Below are 18,358 nucleotides of genomic sequence, written 5' to 3' on the forward strand. Positions count from 1 at the left end.
CGTGTATTTCTCCTGTTAAATCTCTGATCAACGCCCAAAACGGGCGCTATAGGTCAAACCAAAAGTCCCACCCGCTTCGCCACCACCACTGCGCGGTGCCGATTGGTAACCGAAGGTCACGGCTAGCTCGTCATCACCCAACACTTCCACACCCAAGCCGGTATTGATTGCGTAATTGAACTCTTGCTCGGTCCACTGCCAACCTGCGAGTACGTCGACCAGCCAGGTGTACTGAGCGCGCCCACGGTTCAGCGCACCGGGAAAACCACGCCGCCAAGTGCTGCCGACATACAACTGGCCGAATCGCTCCTGCAGCAGGTCACTCGCCACGGCACCTTCAATATTCAATGGCCCGCCATTGGGCACACTGATGGTGTCACCTTGCTCGTCAATCTCCTGCCGTGTACTCAGAAGATCGGGATCAATACCACTTTCTAAACGGTTGTTCTGGTAGTTCACACCGCTACGCAGTAACCAAGCGGGCCCCTCAAAAAAAACTGCATGCGTGAGTTCGAGGTTGAACTCTTCACCATTGCCAATCGCATCGCCCTGACGTGTCGCAAACCGCTGATGCCCCAGCGACCAGTTGAGTTGATCACGCGCTGAGAAGCTGTGCCGTCCACTGACATTCAGGCCATCTCGCATGCCCAATGCCCGCAGCTGTCCACCCTGATCAGTTTCCCGATGCCAGTCCAACCCTAGCTGCAGTTCATCACGGGAGGACACCTGCCACGAACGCAAAACGCCAAACCCCAGGCGATCCTCATCAGTGCGTAAACTGCCGTCAAAAGTCAGGGCAAAAGCGCCATCGCTCAGTTCACGCTGCAACATCAACTTGGCATTTGTCTCGCGACCCAGCACATCACTGTCGAGCGTCTCACCGTCATACTGCGCCTGGCTGAACCTCACGTCGGCATACCAGTCGTTGCCTACGTGCCGGGCTATTTGCAGAGACGGGCCGTACAGGTCAATACCGCCAAAGTCACGCTGCATCCAGCCAAGCTGCATGCCCTGCGGCATGCGCTCGTGCAGTTCCACAGTCTGACGCAGCAACTGCTGGCGCACACCGGAGACCTGTTCGTCCGACAGACTGGCCAAGCCTTCACCTAGTGCCGCACCACTGCGACCCAAGCGAGTTAGCGCCTCGACACGCTGAGAGGGATCAAGACCACCTTCCGCAAGCAGATGCTCAAGCTGTTGGCGGTTCTGCGCACGCAGCGCTTCTTGCAGCTGCTCATAGCGACTGATGCTTAACCCTTGACTGCGCGCCCAGGCCAGCCATTGATCTTTCAACGCTGCCTGATTGCTAGCATCAAGTTGAGTGAGAAACTGAGTGAACCAAACTTGCAACATTGGCAACGAGCCGTCCTGCCACATCAGCGCCTGGCGCTCGGCACTGCGCATAGACTGCGTACCGCCCAACAGGCGCAAGTACATGCTGTAACGTTCAGGATTGCCTGCCAATTGCCCAGGCTTAATGCGCGACAGTAGAAACGTGCGCAGGCGCAAGGCCTTGTCCGCATAGCCCGCACCTTCAAGGGCGTCGGCATAGGCGGACTGAACCAACCAGTCACCAGGGCGCAACCTTAGGTACATTCTGAACCAGCCCAGTGCCGGCCCCGTGCGGTTTAACAGCATATTGGCACTGGCGAATGGCAGCCACAGCTCACCGTCATTGGCAGCTAAAGCCCGCCACTGTTGCAGCAAAACCGGCAGCTCATCTCGGCGCCCCTGATCAATAAACAGCCAAAGCAAGCGCTGACGAAATACGTTCTGATCCGGGTATAGGCTCAACCCCAGGCGATAAATACGTTCGGCCTCATCCATTCGCCCGCTCCGGCTGGCGAGCACGCCGCGCGCGCTCAACACCGAGGCTTGCCGAGCACCACTAGGCGAGCGGCTGGCTTGGTCGACCAGCGCCTGCAGTTGCTGCCACTCCCCCAATTGTTCCGCAAGGCTTAGCGCACTGCTCAACCGTCTTGGATCCGCATTACGCTGCCAACTCTGAATCAGCAGAGCCAAGGCCTTTTCGGGGGCTTGCTGGGTATAAATATGGATCAAACGCTCTTCGGCATTACTGCCTAGCGTTCCATCCAGCGCCAAGAGCCGCTCGTATGCAGCACGCACATCATCGTCGCGCTCCAGCTCCCAGGCGAGGTTACCGCGCAGAAACCAGTAATCGCTGCTTTCCACCTGAGTATTATCGATAGCATCCAGCACAGCCCAGGCCGCAGGCGCATCAAACCGCGCCCAATCCACTTCCGCCCACCGTACCCGCTGCTCGATGGTCAAACCGAAGCGTTTATCTATCTCGGCCCACAAGTGGGATTCCTGCTCATATTGCAAGGTATGTTCGAGAATCTGCTGCAGACGCACCCAGGCGATCTTCTGCTCGGGGTACTGCCGCACATAGCTGCGCAGCCAGGCTTCACCCTGCTCAGGTGTACCCCGCGATTGATGGCTGTAAACCAATGCATCCAGCTCTTCATCGGTTAGCCGGCGCTGTTGCGCCAACTGTGCCAACAAGGGAATTGCTTGATCAAAGTCAAACAGCTGGGCAGCCAGGCGCCAGGCATGCTCACGCATGGAGGCATCATCTTTGAGCTGCAAGGCCATCACCCAATAACGCAGCGCGTCCTGTGGTCGTGCGGTCCACTCCGCCAGCTTGGCCATTTGCGACAACAGTTCAAGGTCATCAGGTCTATCGTGGAGCAACACCTGCCCGGTCGCCCACGCACGTTCAAGGTCACCGGCGGCCAGGTGCAGCCGCATTTCCACGGCTAACGCCTCAGGATCTTCAGGACGCTGGGAACGCCAGCGCTCCACGAACAATTCGGCCAAATCATAACGATGACTGCCTACAGAGGCCCTCACCGCTGCCTCCAACAGAACAGTGTCTGTTCCGTTCAGCTCAAGCATGTGCTGACTGAGCAACTCCACCGCACGCTCGCCGCGCTCAGCTGACAACAGGCTATAGAAAGCCTGCTCAAGAAAGTCCATACGCGCATCTGGGGTGGCTGCGGACGCCATCAACTCCAAGTACAAATCAGCGGCTAGCTGAGCGTTACCACTGGCGAGGTACCATTTCGCGGCCTCGCCGAGCCATTCCACATGACGCGCGGGGTCACGAGCTGCCAATTCAGCATAAACTGGCGCCGCCAGCGCCGGCGCACCCAACGCCAAGGCATATTTCGCCATACGCAATCGTTGAGCATCGGACAACACAGAACGATCGAGCGCAGCAAAGCTTTCAATCAGCTGTTTCTTGAGGGAAGGTTCAATACCTTGCGGGTCGGCCAATGCCTGCAAAGCATCAAGCTCAGCACGGTAAAAAGGGAGGCTGTCTACTCCCGCGGGGCTGAGTTTGAGCAGATGGCTTCGTGCGCGCGGGTAATCACCCAAGGCAATCAATTGCTCAATCAGGCTGAGGCGCAGCGCCTGGTCTTGAGGGTGCGCCTCAAGCAGCAGCTCCGAATAGTTGATCGATACGGCATCTGGCTGCTTGCCGTCTGGCAGAAATGCATCCTCGCCTTTATAGACCAACACCAGCAGCCCACCGACGAGTAGAGCAACCAGCAACAGGGTCCAAGGGCTCAGCAAACGCCTGGTTTTAACGGCAGGTGAGTTGGGCATCAAGCACCTGCTTCAGTGGCACATCAAAATGCCATAACCCCTGCCGCTGAAGTCCAGCGTATGTTTTCCCCGCCACGACCAGGCTGCAACTGCCAGTTGCGCGAACACTGAAGCTCAACGGCAGGTTGCCCGCGAACGACAGGCGCACGCGTTGATCATCCAAGTAATCCCACGCCAGCAATGGCAAGCTGGCTTGTTCAAGCGATGGACGCGGATCGCGCTGATCACGCAAGACCAGCACGGCGTGGTCACGGCTTAAATGAACATAACGTCCCTGGGGCAGATCACGTACACCGGCAATACCCTCAGAACGACGCAGATCAGGCCAACCCATTGCAGGGTCAAGTCGCACGGTACGCAACCCGTCCATCGCGCGGATTTGCCAACTCCCATCACTGCGCTTAGCCAAGCTGGCTTGGTAGAGACCATGCATGCGTGGAATGTAATCGCTCATCCACAGTGAGATGGGCTGCTGATCCTGCATGTCACGGTAGATATCGTGCATCACCTTGATGGAGGCTTGTTTAGTGCCTGAGTAGAAGTGGTAGTAAAGGTGAAGCCCGCGCAGTCTGCGTGGTTTATCGGTCAGCGCGAAGGTTTCCATCACCCCGCGGAAACCGTAATACGGACCTGTCCACAAGTTGGTGTAGACGTTCTCGTTAATCACCGGCGCGTAGTAGTGAAGCCCCCCCGCAGTCGGCCGAATCAGCGGATAGAGACCTGTGAGCGATGGGTAGGCATTGGTCAATGCCGTATTGCCGCCATTGACGTTGGCCAAGCCGCTGTCGTAAGCCAGCTTGATGGTGGCAGCATCCGGCATGGCATCACCCGACCAGAACACCATTTTCACTGGTTTTTTAGCCGTGGTGAGGCGCTGATTGATGTAGTCCCGAGACCCGACAATTTCACGCGTGAAATCCAGCTTGTCATACCCCGGAATCGCCATCATGTAGCCATATTCCGGGTTGAAGCCCTCACGCTTTGCGGCCAACTCAGGTTGCCAGAAAAAAGGATGGCTAAAGGTGTGTGTAGCCACCTCTACTTTGTCGTCAGCCAGGATTTCGCGAGCAACCGGCTCAAGCTCACGAGCAAGGTGAGGGTACTTCCCCCGCGGCCCGACCTCGCCCTCAATCACCGAAACAGAAGTCAAAAAGGGATTGGGCCGGATGAACTCCTTGAGGACGGCAACGCCGGAATAAGGCGTACCGGGGATCTCGGCGCGAGAGACGAACCCATCACCATCAATGTGCACAGTGGCGATGCGGCGACCATTCTCAGTGGTGGCATCGGGCCTGGGCATGACCTGCAATTGCAATGCACGCTGCAAGAAGGCAAAGGGGTCGAGAATCCAACGGCGTTGCCCCTGCGCCTCTTCGAACACATAAGGTGACAGTGCAATCCCGCCCCACACCCCGAGAGCAACGGGCGTGTAAACACCTGGCTCACGCCCCTTCAGCGCCAGCACTGGCTGAGTATCCCCATCAAGCACAGTCAACGCAGGCAAATCGCGGCTGCGCGCAACCAGCGGCGCCTCGAAGCTACCCAACAATTTAGCATCGTGCTCGACCACTTCCGCCGTTCCGCTCAAGGGCGCAGACATGAAGCGCAGCCCCAGGCGTTTGAGTACGCCATCGTTCTCAGTCGGCAACCCCGCAAAAATCGCCAGGGGGATATGCTCGTCCATGCGTGCAATGAGCCACTGATTAAAGGCCTGGGCATTGGCGGGCGAGCCACTGGTCATCCAGGTAATAACGCCTGCATACAACCCACTCATTGGCCCGACAGGCAATGCATCTGCGGGCAGGTAATCCACCCTATAACCCAGGTACTCGAGTAATCCACCCAACGAGATATGGCCTGGATTGTCCTCCATAGGCCCTTCACGGGGATCATAGATCAACGCAATTCGACGCGGCTGCACCTCGATCGAGCTGACCCCCAGGTAATTCAGGCCAGGCAGGGTGACATAAGGAATAAAGCCCTCAGACTGCAGCTTCCACGCCAGCTCGCGAGCCTCATCGCGACGCTCTGGCGGCAAATAATCAATTGCAACGAGCGGTATACCCTGAGCGCGCAATGGCTGCAGGTGTAACTCAAGCCAATCACGATCATCCTGAGGCACGACGCGGTATGAGCGCCTTGAAGCATCCCAGCCGGCATGAATTGACTCAACCGCCACGGCAGCAGCAACACCCGGCAACTCGGGCAACACCTCAAAGCCGCGATTGAAAAACAGCTTCAAGCTAGGTTCGCGACGGTGCAACTCAGCAAGAAAATCTCGCAGGGCAAGGCGCTGAGCCTCTCGTTCATCTTCAGGGAGCAACTGAAAGCTATCGAGGGTGTCGAGGAACAGGCCTGAATACCCTGCGGCGCGAAGCTCAGCCGCGCGCTTTAGCAAATGCGCCCGCCACACCTGGGATGTCAAACGCATCACCTGGCTATTCCAGGCTTGGTTGCGCACATTCTTTTCAGTCGACGCCTGCGCACCCTCACCGACCACGGCCAAGTCGCCGTGAAACTCACCAACGGATAAGTAGGCAAACGGCTGACTGCCCTGAGCCCTCAGCAGCTCCACATCTTTTTTCTGGACGTGCTCGGGCTCGAGCACGCTCCAGTCGAACTGAGCAAGCTCGCTAAATGGCGGATTGGCGGCGTACCAGAACGCGACACTTTGCGGCACATCAGAGGACGCATAAGCAGAAGAAATACAGCCTGAGCAGGCCACCCAAGCGCTCAAAACATTAAGCAGCTGGCGACTCCAAAAACGGTTAAATCTAATAGCCATACGAATTAACTAAAACCGACCTTGGTTAACCTTAAAAGCACCCAAATATAATAGAGCGCAATAAAATACATGGCCATTATTCACAACAGATACAAGCAGCGCAAGTTAATACACCAACGCCATACAAATGACGCCAAACTTATAGCAAAGACAAACCACTCATAAACTATAAAACCAATATAAGTTTTAATTCACTAAAACCTAAAACCTAAAACACTCAAATAACTTTAAATTTACACTCAAGCCGGCCGAGCACCAGCGCCCCCGACGACGCATCGCCAGCAAAGACTCTCATTTCTAATAAAACGCGCAAACCACCAGCCCCGCATCAATAAATCAACTCACTACTCGCTGCAACGGCACATACAACTTGGAGTAAAGAGCCTCTACGGCATCACGCGCCTGCGGCGCTATATAGCCACCTTCCAGCGCCAATACCTGATAGATACCTCGACGCAGCATCTCCTGGCTTAGGTCGCCAGGATTGCCGCGGGTGGTGCAGAGAAAGCGCACCCAGGAGGTCATGATGATCCAGCTGTTGAGGGTCAGCGCCTCGATTTGCGCCGCATCCATGAGCAGGATGCCGGCCTCGACAAAGCCCTGATAAATACCCTGCGCGCGCTGTAGGCAGCGCTGCGAGAACAGCTTGTAACGTTCAGCCAGCTCAGGGTCGCAGTCGAGCAGGTGCTCTAGGTCGCGGTGCAGAAAGCGGTAATGCCACATCGCCGCCAACAGCGCTTCGAGGTAAAAGGTCTTGTCCTGCACCGTCAGCGCACGGCCTTCAGGACGGCGCAGAAAGGTATCTACCTGACTTTCATAGAGGGCAAACAACTCGGCGATGATCGCCTGCTTGTTACGGAAGTGGTAGTACAGGTTACCCGGCGAAATCCCCAGGTGCGCCGCGATATGGTTGGTGGTGACACTGCGCTCACCCTGCGCATTAAACAGCGCCAGGCTTTCCTGAATGATGCGTTCGCGGGTTTTCAGTGGGACGGACATAGCGGCTCGATCTCGACTCAAAAGCCCGGCAAAGGTACACGCAGAAACAGCCAAAGTGTTACCCGCACACCAACGGGCATACGGCACCAACTGTTCGATGGGCTGCGTCCGTCGACTGACCCCGGCATCCTATTTGACAGATTAGAGCAATTGCTCTAAAAATCCAGCATACCTTTTCTGCAGCGGCTCAGACCCTCTGACGCACTGCACTGCTGGAATGCCGAGGAGCAATACCATGGTCGCCGACGTCGCTTACCTTGAACAAAGCCTGCACAACAGCCAACAACAGCTCAGTCAGCTGGAGAACAGCTTTGCCCGGCAGCGTGAGGCGTTCAAGGCCAACCCGATGCCTTCGGCCGAGCAGCGCATCCAGTGGCTCAACGTGTTGCGCGACCTGCTCAGCAACGAACGTGATGCGCTGATCCGTGCTATCTCCCAGGATTTCAGCAACCGCAGCGCTGACGAAACCCTGCTCGCCGAGCTGATGCCTAGCCTGCATGGCATTCACTACGCGACTAGACGCATCAAGAAATGGATGAAGCCTTCACGCCGCAGCGTCGGCATGCAGTTTATGCCGGCAGCCGCCAAGGTCATCTACCAGCCACTAGGCGTGGTTGGTGTGATCGTGCCGTGGAACTACCCGCTGTTCCTCGCTATCGGGCCGCTGGTTGGCGCGCTGTCGGCCGGTAACCGGGTGATGATCAAGATGAGCGAGTCGACACCCGCCACCTCGCAACTGGTCAAAGACCTTTTGGCCAAGGTGTTCCCCGAAGACCTAGTCACCGTGGTGCTGGGCGAAGCGGAAGTCGGCATGGCCTTCTCCAAGCTGCCCTTTGATCACCTGCTGTTCACCGGCGCCACCAGCATCGGCAAGCACGTAATGCGCGCCGCCGCTGACAACCTGACCCCTGTGACGCTGGAACTGGGCGGTAAATCGCCTGCCATCGTCAGTGCTGATGTGCCGCTGAGTGACGCTGCCGAGCGCATCGCCTTCGGCAAAACTATGAACGCCGGCCAGACCTGCGTGGCCCCGGATTATGTGTTGGTACCGAAAGACCGCGTGGAGGGCTTTGTCGAGGCCTATCGCAATGCCGTGCAGAGCTTCTACCCAACACTTGCCGACAACCCCGACTACACCGCGATTATTAACGAGCGCCAGCAGCAACGCCTGAATAGCTACCTGCAGGACGCCGAAGGCAAGGGCGCAACCATTGTTCCGCTTTATCCCGCAGCTCAGGGCCGACGCATGCCCTATGCCGTATTGCTGAACGTAACGGATGACATGAAGGTCATGCAGGACGAGATCTTCGGCCCGCTGCTGCCGATCATCCCCTACGACAAGCTGGACGACGCGTTCAGCTTTATCAACGAGCGCGACCGACCGCTGGCGCTCTACTACTTCGGCTATGACAAGGGCGAGCAACAGCGCGTGCTGCTTGAAACCCACTCGGGCGGCGTATGCATCAACGACACCTTGTTGCACGTGGCGCAGGATGACATGCCCTTCGGCGGCGTCGGCCCATCAGGCATGGGTCACTACCACGGCCATGAAGGCTTTCTCACCTTCAGCAAGGCCAAGGGCGTGTTTATCAAACAGCGCTTCAACGCCGCCAAGATGATCTACCCGCCTTACGGCAAGTCGATCCAGAAGCTGGTGTACAAATTCTTCGTTCGCTAACTCCATCGCGCCCTGGTTACTCAGGGCCATGGCCTGCTCGGTGAAAACAATAATGCCTGACACCACCCTTGAAACGCCCAACCTGAGCCGACGCAGCCTGCTTAAGGTTGGCTTGATGGGCTCAGCTCTGCTTGCCACAGCGGGACTGACTGCCAGCCTGAGCGGCTGTTCAGCCAGCACGCCAAAAGCCGGTTTTGCGGTGATCCGCGAGTCTGACCTGGCCTTCCTGAACGCCTTGATCCCGGTGATGCTGGCCGGCGCCGTAACCACGGAACAGCTGCCGCAAGCAGTATCAAACACCCTCGCGAACCTTGATTACAGCCTGAACCACCTATCACCGGAACTGCTCAAATTGACCGTGCAGCTGTTCGATGTACTGGCACTGCCGATCACCCGCGGCCCGCTTACCGGGATTTGGGGTAGCTGGGAGAACGCCTCAAGCGCCGATGTACAGGCCTTCCTCGACCGCTGGCAGAACAGCTCCATCGGCCTGCTGAAAATGGGCCACGCGTCGCTGCTGCAACTGGTGATGATGAGCTGGTACAGCCGCCCAGAGTCATGGGCGCATTGCGGCTACCCCGGCCCACCGACAGTTTGAACTTGCGGCATCTCTAATAAGAATTCGCCTGAGAGCACCCTAAATGCCTGTACCCGACAGTTTCAAAGAAGGCTTGGCCCGTGGTTGGAAAACCTACAACGGCTCACGGCTGGACAACGACCTGACCCTGGACGCCGACGTGGCCATCGTTGGTAGCGGAGCCGGTGGCGGTACCACAGCGGAGATTCTCAGCGCTGCCGGATTCAAAGTGCTGTTGATTGAAGAAGGCCCGCTGAAGACCAGCGACGACTTCAAGATGCTCGAAGACAAAGCCTACGCCAGCCTCTATCAGGAAGGCATCGGCCGCATGAGCAAGGACGGCGCCATCACCATCATGCAAGGCCGCGCTGTGGGCGGCACCACGCTGATAAACTGGACCTCGAGCTTCCGCACCCCTGCCCAAACGCTGGAACACTGGGCCACGGAACATGGCGTCAAAGGCCATAGCCCTGAAGAAATGGCGCCTTGGTTCGAGCAAATGGAGCAGCGCCTCGGTGTAGCGCCCTGGGCTGTACCGCCAAATGCCAATAACGCAGTGATCAGCAGTGGCTGTGAAAAGTTGGGCTATGAGTGGAAAGTCATACCGCGCAACGTACGCGGCTGCTGGAACCTCGGCTACTGCGGCATGGGCTGCCCGACCAATGCCAAGCAATCGATGCTGGTCACCACCATCCCCGCCACCCTGGAAAAGGGCGGCGAGCTGCTCTATCTCGCCCGCGCCGATAAATTACTGATCGACGGCGATCACGTTACCGGGATCGAGTGCCTCGGCATGGACGAGCGCAGCGTCGCGCCCAATGGCCGCAAAATCACAGTCAAAGCCAAGCACTATGTCTTGTCGGGCGGCGGCATCAACACCCCTGGCTTGCTGCTGCGCTCGAATGCGCCAGACCCGCATCAGCGCACCGGCAAACGCACTTACCTGCACCTGGTGAACTTCTCTGCAGCCTTGTTCGAGCAGGTGATCAACCCGTTCTACGGCGCACCGCAGTCGATCTACTCCGACCATTTCCAGTGGGACGACGGCACGGCCGGGCGCCTCTCCTACAAGCTCGAAGTACCACCGCTGCAACCGGCGCTCACAGCGACCCTGCTCGGGCGCTTCGGCATCGACAATGCCATGCGCATGGAACAGCTGCCCAACACCAACGTGATGCTCGCCCTGCTGCGCGACGGCTTCCACCCGGAGAGTGCCGAAGGCCGCGTGGAACTGCGCGGTGACGGCAGCCCGGTGCTCGACTACCAAATGACCGACTACACCTGGGATGGTGTACGCCGCGCCTTCCATACCATGGCCGAAATCCAGTTCGCCGCTGGAGCCAAGGCAGTGCTGCCGCTGCATGCCGATGCCGGTTACGTGAAAACCCTGACCGAAGCCAAGAGCCTGATCGATAACCTCAGCCTGGAGCTGTACCGTACCCGCCTGGGCAGCGCCCACGTGATGGGCGGTTGCGCCATGGGTGAAGACCCGCAGCTGGCCGTCACCGACAGCCTGGGCCGCCACCACCAGCTGAGCAACCTGTCGATCCATGACGGCTCGCTGTTCCCCACCAGTATCGGCGCCAACCCGCAACTGTCGGTCTATGGGCTGACCGCCAAGCTTGCGAGCAAACTCGCCGAACGCCTCAAGTCCGCCTGATAGCGAGGTATTCACGGGCCCTTGTCGGCCCGTGAATCGCCTGGATCGGTGGCACCTGACTTGGCCACGGGGAAACGCTGCGCTACCATCCGACTCCCCAACGGACCCGCCAGGACGTCACGATGAATCGAGTGTTATACCCAGGCACCTTCGACCCCATCACCAAGGGGCACGGCGACCTGGTCGAGCGTGCCGCACGGCTGTTCGACAGCGTGATCATTGCGGTCGCGGCCAGCCCGAAGAAGAACCCACTGTTCAGCTTGGAGCAACGCGTTGAGCTGGCACGCGAAGTCACCAAGCACCTGCCGAACGTTGAGGTCGTGGGGTTTTCTACTCTTCTGGCACACTTCGCCAAGGAACAGGGCGCGAATGTATTCCTGCGTGGCCTGCGCGCGGTCTCCGACTTCGAATACGAGTTCCAGCTGGCCAACATGAACCGCCAACTGGCCCCCAATGTGGAAAGCCTGTTCCTTACGCCGTCGGAGAAGTACTCATTTATCTCCTCGACCCTGGTGCGCGAAATAGCCGCGCTGGGCGGTGATATCACCAACTTCGTGCACCCAGCCGTGGCTGCCGCGCTGACTGAACGCTTCAAGCGCTGACCACTGAAGCCTCTGTTCACGACTGAAACGCTGTTGTTATCCAACTAGGGTGGCGCACTCCAGATCGTGGGCAAGGCGCGTGCATGCGCGGCCCTGATGCGGCACAATTCCTCTCATAGTCTTCCTGCACACATCTAGGCTGCGCCTGCGGGCTGCAGCAGGAGTTGTTCTGTCATGTCCTTGATCATCACCGACGACTGCATCAACTGCGACGTCTGCGAACCCGAATGCCCGAATGCGGCGATCTCCCAGGGTGAGGAAATCTACGAGATCGACCCCAACCTGTGCACCGAATGCGTCGGCCACTACGACGAACCCCAATGCCAGCAGGTCTGCCCAGTCGATTGCATCCCGCTCGATGAGAACAACGTCGAGAGCAAGGATGAGTTGATGCAGAAGTACCTGATCATTACCGGTAAAGCATGAAGACCGGCCGCCTGATCCGCGGCCTGCTCCCCTGGCGCCCTCTGCTCGGTGCGCTTGCCTTACTGTGTGCCTTTGAGCTGCAGGCCGCCGCTCAGCCTCAACATATCGCCATTGCCAGCGCACACCCTGCCGCCACCGTGGCCGGGCAAGAAACCTTGGCCCTGGGGGGCAATGCTTTTGACGCAGCGGTGGCCATCAGCGCCGCCCTGGCGGTAGTTGAACCTTACGGCTCGGGCCTGGGTGGAGGCGGTTTCTTTCTGCTGCGCGAAGCCGGGGAATCGCCTACCTACCGCTTTCTCGATGCTCGCGAACGCGCCCCGCAAGCGGCCCACGCCGATCTGTACCGGGTCGACGGGGAAATCCGCAAAGACCTTTCGCTGAATGGCGCACTGGCTGCTGCTATCCCCGGTCTGCCGGCCGCACTGGTCGAACTGGCCGAGCGCTTCGGCCGTCTGCCATTGCGCGATTCACTGGCCCCGGCAATCCGACTGGCCAGCAGCGGCGTCAGCATCGACCGGGTCTATCGCGAACGCGCGGGCTGGCGCATCGAGGCCATGCGCCAGGACGGGGAAACAGCGCGGATCTTCCTCGACAAAGGCGAAATACCTGACGAATTCGACCTGCTGCGCCAACCGGAGCTGGCGCGCACCCTCGAACAGCTCGGCAGCCAGGGCCGTCCAGGCTTCTACGCCGGCACGGTCGCGGAGCAGCTGGTCAAGGCCGTAAGGGATGCGGGTGGCATCTGGACGCTCAAGGACCTGGCCGACTATCGCATCGTTGAACGCCACCCCCTGCGTGTCTCATTGAATCAGGGCCGCGAACTGATCAGCGCACCTCCGCCTTCTGCCGGTGGCATCGCCCTAGGACAAAGCCTGCTGATGCTGCAGCAGCTGCCCTGGCAGACAACCGACCGCGTGCAACGCACACACCTGATCGTCGAAGTACTGCGCCGCGCCTATCGGGATCGCGGCCTGCTGGGTGACCCGGACTTTGTTGATAACCCGACGCAGCACTTGCTGGCACCTGCTTACCTAAAGCAGCTGGTCAGCAGCATCAACCCGCAACGCGCTACCCCAAGTGACTACCTACTGCCCAGCAACGCCTGGCATGAAGGCGACCACACCACCCACTTCTCGGTGCTCGACACTGAAGGCAATGCCGTGGCTGCCACCCTATCGGTCAACCTGCCTTTTGGCGCAGCCTTCACCGCGCCCGGAACCGGCGTATTGTTGAACAACGAGATGGATGACTTTGCCGCCGACGTCCAAGGCAGCAATGCCTACGGCCTGCGCGGTAGCCAGGCCAACAGCATCGCCGCCGGCAAACGGCCGTTATCGAGCATGAGCCCAAGTTTTATCGAAAGTACCGAGGATTTCGCCAGCTTCGGCACGCCAGGCGGCAGCCGAATTCCCAGCATGGTTTTGTTAGCCATGCTGGAGTACCTGGATCATCAGCCGATTGAACAGTGGCCGGCAGCTGTGCGCTTCCACCACCAGTTCCGCCCAGACCTCATCGAACATGAGCCAAACGCCTTCAGCACAGCAGAAACCACGGCACTAGAAACGCTCGGGCATCAATTGAAATCCACAGGCAGGCAGTACGGCAATCAACAGGTACTGCTGTGGAGCAAACAGGGCGGGAAGGTTGAAGTAGCGAGCGATCCACGAGGGATAGGTAATGCGGTGGCCACACCAGTCGTGCCGCAGTAATGCGAATCACTGATATGCCAGATGAAAACCAAACCGGGCTGCCAAACCAAACACCGCGACAGCCCAGAAGCAGCGAAAACTATCAGTTCTGCTTATAGCCGCTAGTCGTGCAACCCAGGCAACGTACAAAAGCTTCTTTACCTGGTTCAACGACCAGAGCATGGCCGGCTTCGCCAATATTGCCACCAGCGGCCGTGAACGGCAGGCTCACCACGAATGCCACAGCACCGATGGCAGTTGCGCCAATCAGCAATGGCCGGGCAATCAGCAGATCGCCAATCATCGAAAACGCTTTGGGTGCGTTAGCCGTATAAAGAGGGTCGCCGCTTGTATTCTGCTGCGCAGCGTCAGCATAAGCCGGCAGCGCCAGCAGGCCAGTGGTCAGCGCCAGAGCAGCAGCGGTTGAGCGGAACAGTTTCATGGGGCGATCCTTCAGCTATTAGGAGGCGGTGAGACTAACTATAACAGTGCATTGGCAATTGTCAGCGTGACGGCCGTCAATCGCCATAAAAGGCATATTCAGGTTTTTTCGGAATAAAGGGCCGATAAAACGCCAGTATTCTCTCGAGATCGGCTGCTTCATCCCCGCTCGGCACAAAAGTCGGACCAATAAAGACGCGGCGATTTTGATAGTCCAACGCCCCGAGCACAATCGGTACACAAGCGCCGAGGGCGATGTGGTAAAAGCCCATCTTCCATCGCTCAACCTTTTTGCGCGTACCTTCGGGTGAAAGGATTAGCATAAATTGCTGATGCTCGCTAAAGGCGCGCACCGCCTGCTCGACCGTATTGCCCTGACGCTCACGGCGAATGGCAATGCCGCCCCACAACCGCATCAATCCACCAAAAGGCCAACGAAAGATCGTGTGCTTGCCAAACCAACGGGCATTCAGACGCAGCACAAACTTCACTGCGATAAAGATCACAAAGTCCCAATTGGACGTATGGTGCGCGCCGATCACCACAAATTTATCGAGCTTCGGCAGTTCACCTTCGATGCGCCACCCCATCAGTTTCAGCGCCAGACGCCCGACCCACTCGGCCAGAGGGTTACGGGGTAAATAGTTACCGGACATCATTACCTCGGTCATTCTTATTGTTGTGTTGTTCAGCTCAAACACAGGTGCCAGCGGCCAAAGTTAACCTGGCAAAAAAGTCTTAGCGTTGGCAGCGCGGACAATACACGCTGGCGCGCTGGCCCAGCTTGACTTCACGTAACGTGCTACCACAGGTCTTGCAAAACTCACCGCCACGCCCGTACACAAACAGCTCCTGCTGAAAATAACCGGGTTGTCCATCACCACCGACAAAATCGCGTAGCGTGGTACCACCGCGCTCGATGGCATACGCGAGGATGCGTTTGATCTCATCCGCCAGTTTCAGATAACGCGCCCGCGACACTGAGCCTGCCTCACGGCGCGGGTCGATGCCCGCAGCAAACAGCGCCTCGCTCGCATAGATATTGCCAACGCCCACCACCACCGCGTTGTCCATGATGAAGGGTTTGACGGCCATGGCACGACCACGGGACAACTGAAACAATCGCTCGCCATCGAACAGGTCCGTCAGCGGCTCGGGGCCTAGCTTGCTGAGCAGCACATGGCTCCGCGGATCACTGCTCCACAGCAACGCGCCGAAGCGCCGAGGATCGGTGTAGCGCAAGGCCAAACCGGACTCCAGTTCGATATCCACATGCTCATGCTTAGCCGCCGGCAGGCCCACTTCGACCAGACGCAGACTGCCAGACATACCCAGGTGGCTGATCAAACTCCCGGTTTCAGCCTTGATCAGCAGGTACTTGGCACGCCGCTCGACACACTCGATGCGTTGCCCGGACAGCTGGATATCCAAATCTTCGGGAATCGGCCAGCGCAAGCGCCGCTCGCGCACGATGACACGACTGACACGCTTGCCCTCAAGGTAGGGAGCGATGCCACGGCGGGTGGTTTCTACTTCTGGAAGTTCGGGCATGGCAGATCGTCAGGTGAGCCGAAAAACGGGCGCTCACCTTAGCAGGAATGGGTAAAAGCGACGAGTCAGGCAGCCCGGGCTAGCTTGCACCCATGTCACGGATGCTCTCGCGCAGGTTCTCGAAGTCATACTCCGACAACCCGACATATTCCAGCACCAGCTGTTCGATGCTCTGCCATTCAAAATCATCGGGCTGGTTACCCAAGACGCGATAGCTCGAGCAAATGTGCTCGGCCATTTTGAGAATCGCCAACAGGGTTTTCAGCTGCGCATCCCGACTGGAGTCTTCTGTGAAAATTGCCAGCGCATTGTGGTGACTGGCAATGGCTTCGCACAGGTGCAGCGGCAAGTTCCATGATTTCGCCGTGAAGTACCCCACTACCGCATGGTTGGTGTTCAGCAGGCGGTTCTCGGTATCCACCACACGGCGCTCATCGGTCGCACTGGCATAGGCTTCTTCAAGTACGGTCATGTAATTGGGGAAGCGCTTGATCATCAGCGGGATGCCACAGTTGTGGAACAAGCCGAGGGTGTAGGCCTCATCGGGGGAGTGATAACCGATGCGCTTGGCCAGCGTCAGGCAAGTCATGGCCACATCCTGAGCGGTGTCCCAGAACCGGTTGAGGGTGACGATGGCCTCATCCGTCAACTCACCACGGATCGACTGAGCGTTGATCAGGTTGATCACCGTGTTGCAGCCCAGCAGGTTGACCGCCTGCTGAATCGAGGCAATGCGATTGGTCAGGCCGAAGAACGGTGAGTTCACCAATTTCAGTAGCGCACCGGACAGCCCCGGGTCGTGGCTGATCAATTTGGCGATCGTCCGCAGATCCGGGTTCGGCATCACCTGCTCCATCTGCAAGTCCACCATGATCTGCGGCTGCGGTGGCACGCTGATGCCCTGCAGCACCTGCTGGATATATTCGGCGGAGAGCTCTTGAGACATGACGGACACAACCGGTATGAGAGGTAGTAGACAGTCTAGCTAAACCCACAACACTTCCACAGACGACTTTTGTAACCGACCTAAGGCAGCGCAACCCGCTATAATTCCGCTCTTTTTTCGGAGTTCCCAGCATGTCCATGCCCAGCCTGCGCCTGAAAGCCAACGCCGATCGACGCCTGCGCGCCGGCCATTTGTGGGTGTACAGCAACGAAATTGACGTTGCCGCCACGCCGTTGAGCGGTTTTGCCGCTGGCGATCAAGCCGTGCTCGAAGCCGCAGGTGGTAAGCCGCTGGGTATTGTCGCAATGAGCCCGAACAACCTCATCTGCGCGCGCCTGCTGTCGCGTGACGTCAAGCACGTGTTGGACAAATCCCTGCTGGTGCATCGCCTGAACGTCGCCCTGTCGCTGCGTGAGCGGCTGTTCGATAAACCCTGCTACCGCCTGGTGTACGGCGATTCCGATCTGCTGCCGGGCCTGGTAGTCGACCGTTTCTTTGACATTCTGGTGGTGCAACTGGCTTCCGCCACCATGGAACGCCACAAGGACGACGTGCTCGCCGCCCTGATCCAGGTGTGCAAACCCAGCGGCATCCTGCTCAAGAACGACTCCGCTGCCCGCGATGCCGAAGGCCTCGCGCGTTATGTGGAAACCCCATTCGGCGTGGTGCCAGAATGGGTTGCCCTGGAAGAGAACGGTGTGAAGTTTGAAGCGCCAGTGATCGAAGGGCAGAAGACCGGCTGGTTCTACGACCACCGCATGAACCGCGCGCGCCTGGCGCCTTACGTCAAAGGCAAGCGCGTACTCGACCTGTTCAGCTATATCGGCGGCTGGGGCGTGCAGGCTGCGGCCTTCGGTGCTAGCGACGTGATGTGCGTGGACGCCTCAGGTTTCGCCCTCGACGGCGTGGAGCGCAACGCTGCACTGAATGGTTTGACCGACCAGGTTGCCTGCGTCGAAGGCGATGTGTTCGAGGCGCTGAAACAGCTCAAGGCCTCGGAAGAGCGCTTCGACGTGATCGTCGCCGACCCACCCGCCTTTATCAAACGCAAGAAAGACCAGAAGAACGGTGAAGGTGCGTATCGCCGTCTTAATGAACAGGCGATGCGCTTGCTCAACAAGGACGGCATCCTGATCAGCGCCAGCTGCTCCATGCACCTGGAAGAAGACAACCTGCAGAACATTCTGCTGACCAGCGCGCGCCATCTGGACCGCAATATCCAGCTGCTCGAACGCGGCGCTCAAGGCCCAGACCACCCGGTGCACCCGGCAATCGCCGAGACCCGTTACATCAAGAGTCTGACGGTGCGTCTGCTGCCCAACAGCTGATCCAGCAGCCTCACACAACTTGACCCATACTGGACAAGCTTGGG

The 18,358-nt window shown here is 58.5% G+C and carries 14 protein-coding genes; 7 read left to right on the plus strand and 7 right to left on the minus strand.

Annotated features, from left to right (window positions below):
- Nucleotides 1-27: 27 nt before the first annotated feature.
- From ALTER154_RS07060 to ALTER154_RS07070, 3 genes are all read right to left on the minus strand, one after another.
- Nucleotides 28-3,633, minus strand: coding sequence for a tetratricopeptide repeat protein (locus ALTER154_RS07060; protein ID WP_160085820.1), 3,606 nt, complete (start codon nucleotides 3,631-3,633; stop codon nucleotides 28-30).
- On the minus strand, nucleotides 3,611-6,418 hold the full coding sequence (locus ALTER154_RS07065) for a bifunctional glycoside hydrolase 114/ polysaccharide deacetylase family protein (protein WP_160085821.1): 2,808 nt from the start codon (nucleotides 6,416-6,418) through the stop codon (nucleotides 3,611-3,613). The genes ALTER154_RS07060 and ALTER154_RS07065 overlap by 23 nt, the downstream gene beginning before the upstream one ends.
- Before the next feature lie 336 nt (nucleotides 6,419-6,754).
- Entirely contained in the window at nucleotides 6,755-7,417 is a 663-nt protein-coding gene (locus ALTER154_RS07070) for a TetR/AcrR family transcriptional regulator (RefSeq protein ID WP_160085822.1), read from the minus strand.
- A gap of 235 nt (nucleotides 7,418-7,652) precedes the next feature.
- On the opposite strand from ALTER154_RS07070, the gene ALTER154_RS07075 reads away from it, so the two are divergent.
- The 6 genes from ALTER154_RS07075 to ggt all read left to right on the plus strand — a co-directional run bounded on the left by ALTER154_RS07075 (nucleotide 7,653) and on the right by ggt (nucleotide 14,069).
- Nucleotides 7,653-9,095, plus strand: coding sequence for a coniferyl aldehyde dehydrogenase (locus tag ALTER154_RS07075; RefSeq protein WP_160085823.1), 1,443 nt, complete (start codon nucleotides 7,653-7,655; stop codon nucleotides 9,093-9,095).
- A gap of 52 nt (nucleotides 9,096-9,147) precedes the next feature.
- Nucleotides 9,148-9,693, plus strand: coding sequence for a twin-arginine translocation pathway signal protein (locus ALTER154_RS07080; protein WP_160085824.1), 546 nt, complete (start codon nucleotides 9,148-9,150; stop codon nucleotides 9,691-9,693).
- A 43-nt stretch (nucleotides 9,694-9,736) separates the two neighbouring features.
- Nucleotides 9,737-11,332 (plus strand): GMC family oxidoreductase, encoded by a 1,596-nt coding sequence (locus tag ALTER154_RS07085; protein WP_160085825.1) that lies wholly within the window; start codon nucleotides 9,737-9,739, stop codon nucleotides 11,330-11,332.
- Between the two features lie 122 nt (nucleotides 11,333-11,454).
- A complete protein-coding gene (coaD, locus tag ALTER154_RS07090; RefSeq protein WP_090250212.1) occupies nucleotides 11,455-11,934 on the plus strand; it encodes a pantetheine-phosphate adenylyltransferase in 480 nt (159 codons plus the stop codon).
- Between the two features lie 174 nt (nucleotides 11,935-12,108).
- The gene (locus ALTER154_RS07095; RefSeq protein ID WP_090250215.1) at nucleotides 12,109-12,360 is read left to right on the plus strand and encodes a YfhL family 4Fe-4S dicluster ferredoxin; all 252 of its coding nucleotides are present in this window, start codon (nucleotides 12,109-12,111) and stop codon (nucleotides 12,358-12,360) included.
- A complete protein-coding gene (gene ggt, locus ALTER154_RS07100) occupies nucleotides 12,357-14,069 on the plus strand; it encodes a gamma-glutamyltransferase (RefSeq protein WP_160085826.1) in 1,713 nt (570 codons plus the stop codon). Before ALTER154_RS07095 ends, ggt begins: the two co-directional genes overlap by 4 nt.
- Nucleotides 14,070-14,151: 82 nt before the next feature.
- On the opposite strand, the gene ALTER154_RS07105 is transcribed toward ggt, so the two are convergent.
- The 4 genes from ALTER154_RS07105 to ALTER154_RS07120 all read right to left on the minus strand — a co-directional run bounded on the left by ALTER154_RS07105 (nucleotide 14,152) and on the right by ALTER154_RS07120 (nucleotide 16,932).
- Nucleotides 14,152-14,490 (minus strand): multidrug transporter, encoded by a 339-nt coding sequence (locus ALTER154_RS07105; protein WP_160085827.1) that lies wholly within the window; start codon nucleotides 14,488-14,490, stop codon nucleotides 14,152-14,154.
- Nucleotides 14,491-14,566: 76 nt separating this feature from the next.
- Nucleotides 14,567-15,145 carry a lysophospholipid acyltransferase family protein gene (locus ALTER154_RS07110; protein ID WP_160085828.1) on the minus strand — a complete coding sequence of 193 codons (579 nt, stop codon included), beginning with the start codon at nucleotides 15,143-15,145 and terminating at the stop codon, nucleotides 14,567-14,569.
- Between the two features lie 82 nt (nucleotides 15,146-15,227).
- The gene (gene mutM, locus ALTER154_RS07115; RefSeq protein ID WP_160085829.1) at nucleotides 15,228-16,040 is read right to left on the minus strand and encodes a bifunctional DNA-formamidopyrimidine glycosylase/DNA-(apurinic or apyrimidinic site) lyase; all 813 of its coding nucleotides are present in this window, start codon (nucleotides 16,038-16,040) and stop codon (nucleotides 15,228-15,230) included.
- Between the two features lie 79 nt (nucleotides 16,041-16,119).
- Nucleotides 16,120-16,932 carry an HDOD domain-containing protein gene (locus tag ALTER154_RS07120; RefSeq protein ID WP_167144312.1) on the minus strand — a complete coding sequence of 271 codons (813 nt, stop codon included), beginning with the start codon at nucleotides 16,930-16,932 and terminating at the stop codon, nucleotides 16,120-16,122.
- A 185-nt stretch (nucleotides 16,933-17,117) separates the two neighbouring features.
- Here ALTER154_RS07120 and ALTER154_RS07125 point away from each other — a divergent pair, with 185 nt between their 5' ends.
- A complete protein-coding gene (locus ALTER154_RS07125) occupies nucleotides 17,118-18,314 on the plus strand; it encodes a class I SAM-dependent rRNA methyltransferase (RefSeq protein ID WP_090250228.1) in 1,197 nt (398 codons plus the stop codon).
- The last annotated feature ends 44 nt before the right edge of the window (nucleotides 18,315-18,358 follow it).

This window comes from Pseudomonas sp. 9AZ (genome assembly GCF_902506525.1).
Classification (GTDB): Bacteria; Pseudomonadota; Gammaproteobacteria; order Pseudomonadales; family Pseudomonadaceae; genus Aquipseudomonas; species Aquipseudomonas peli.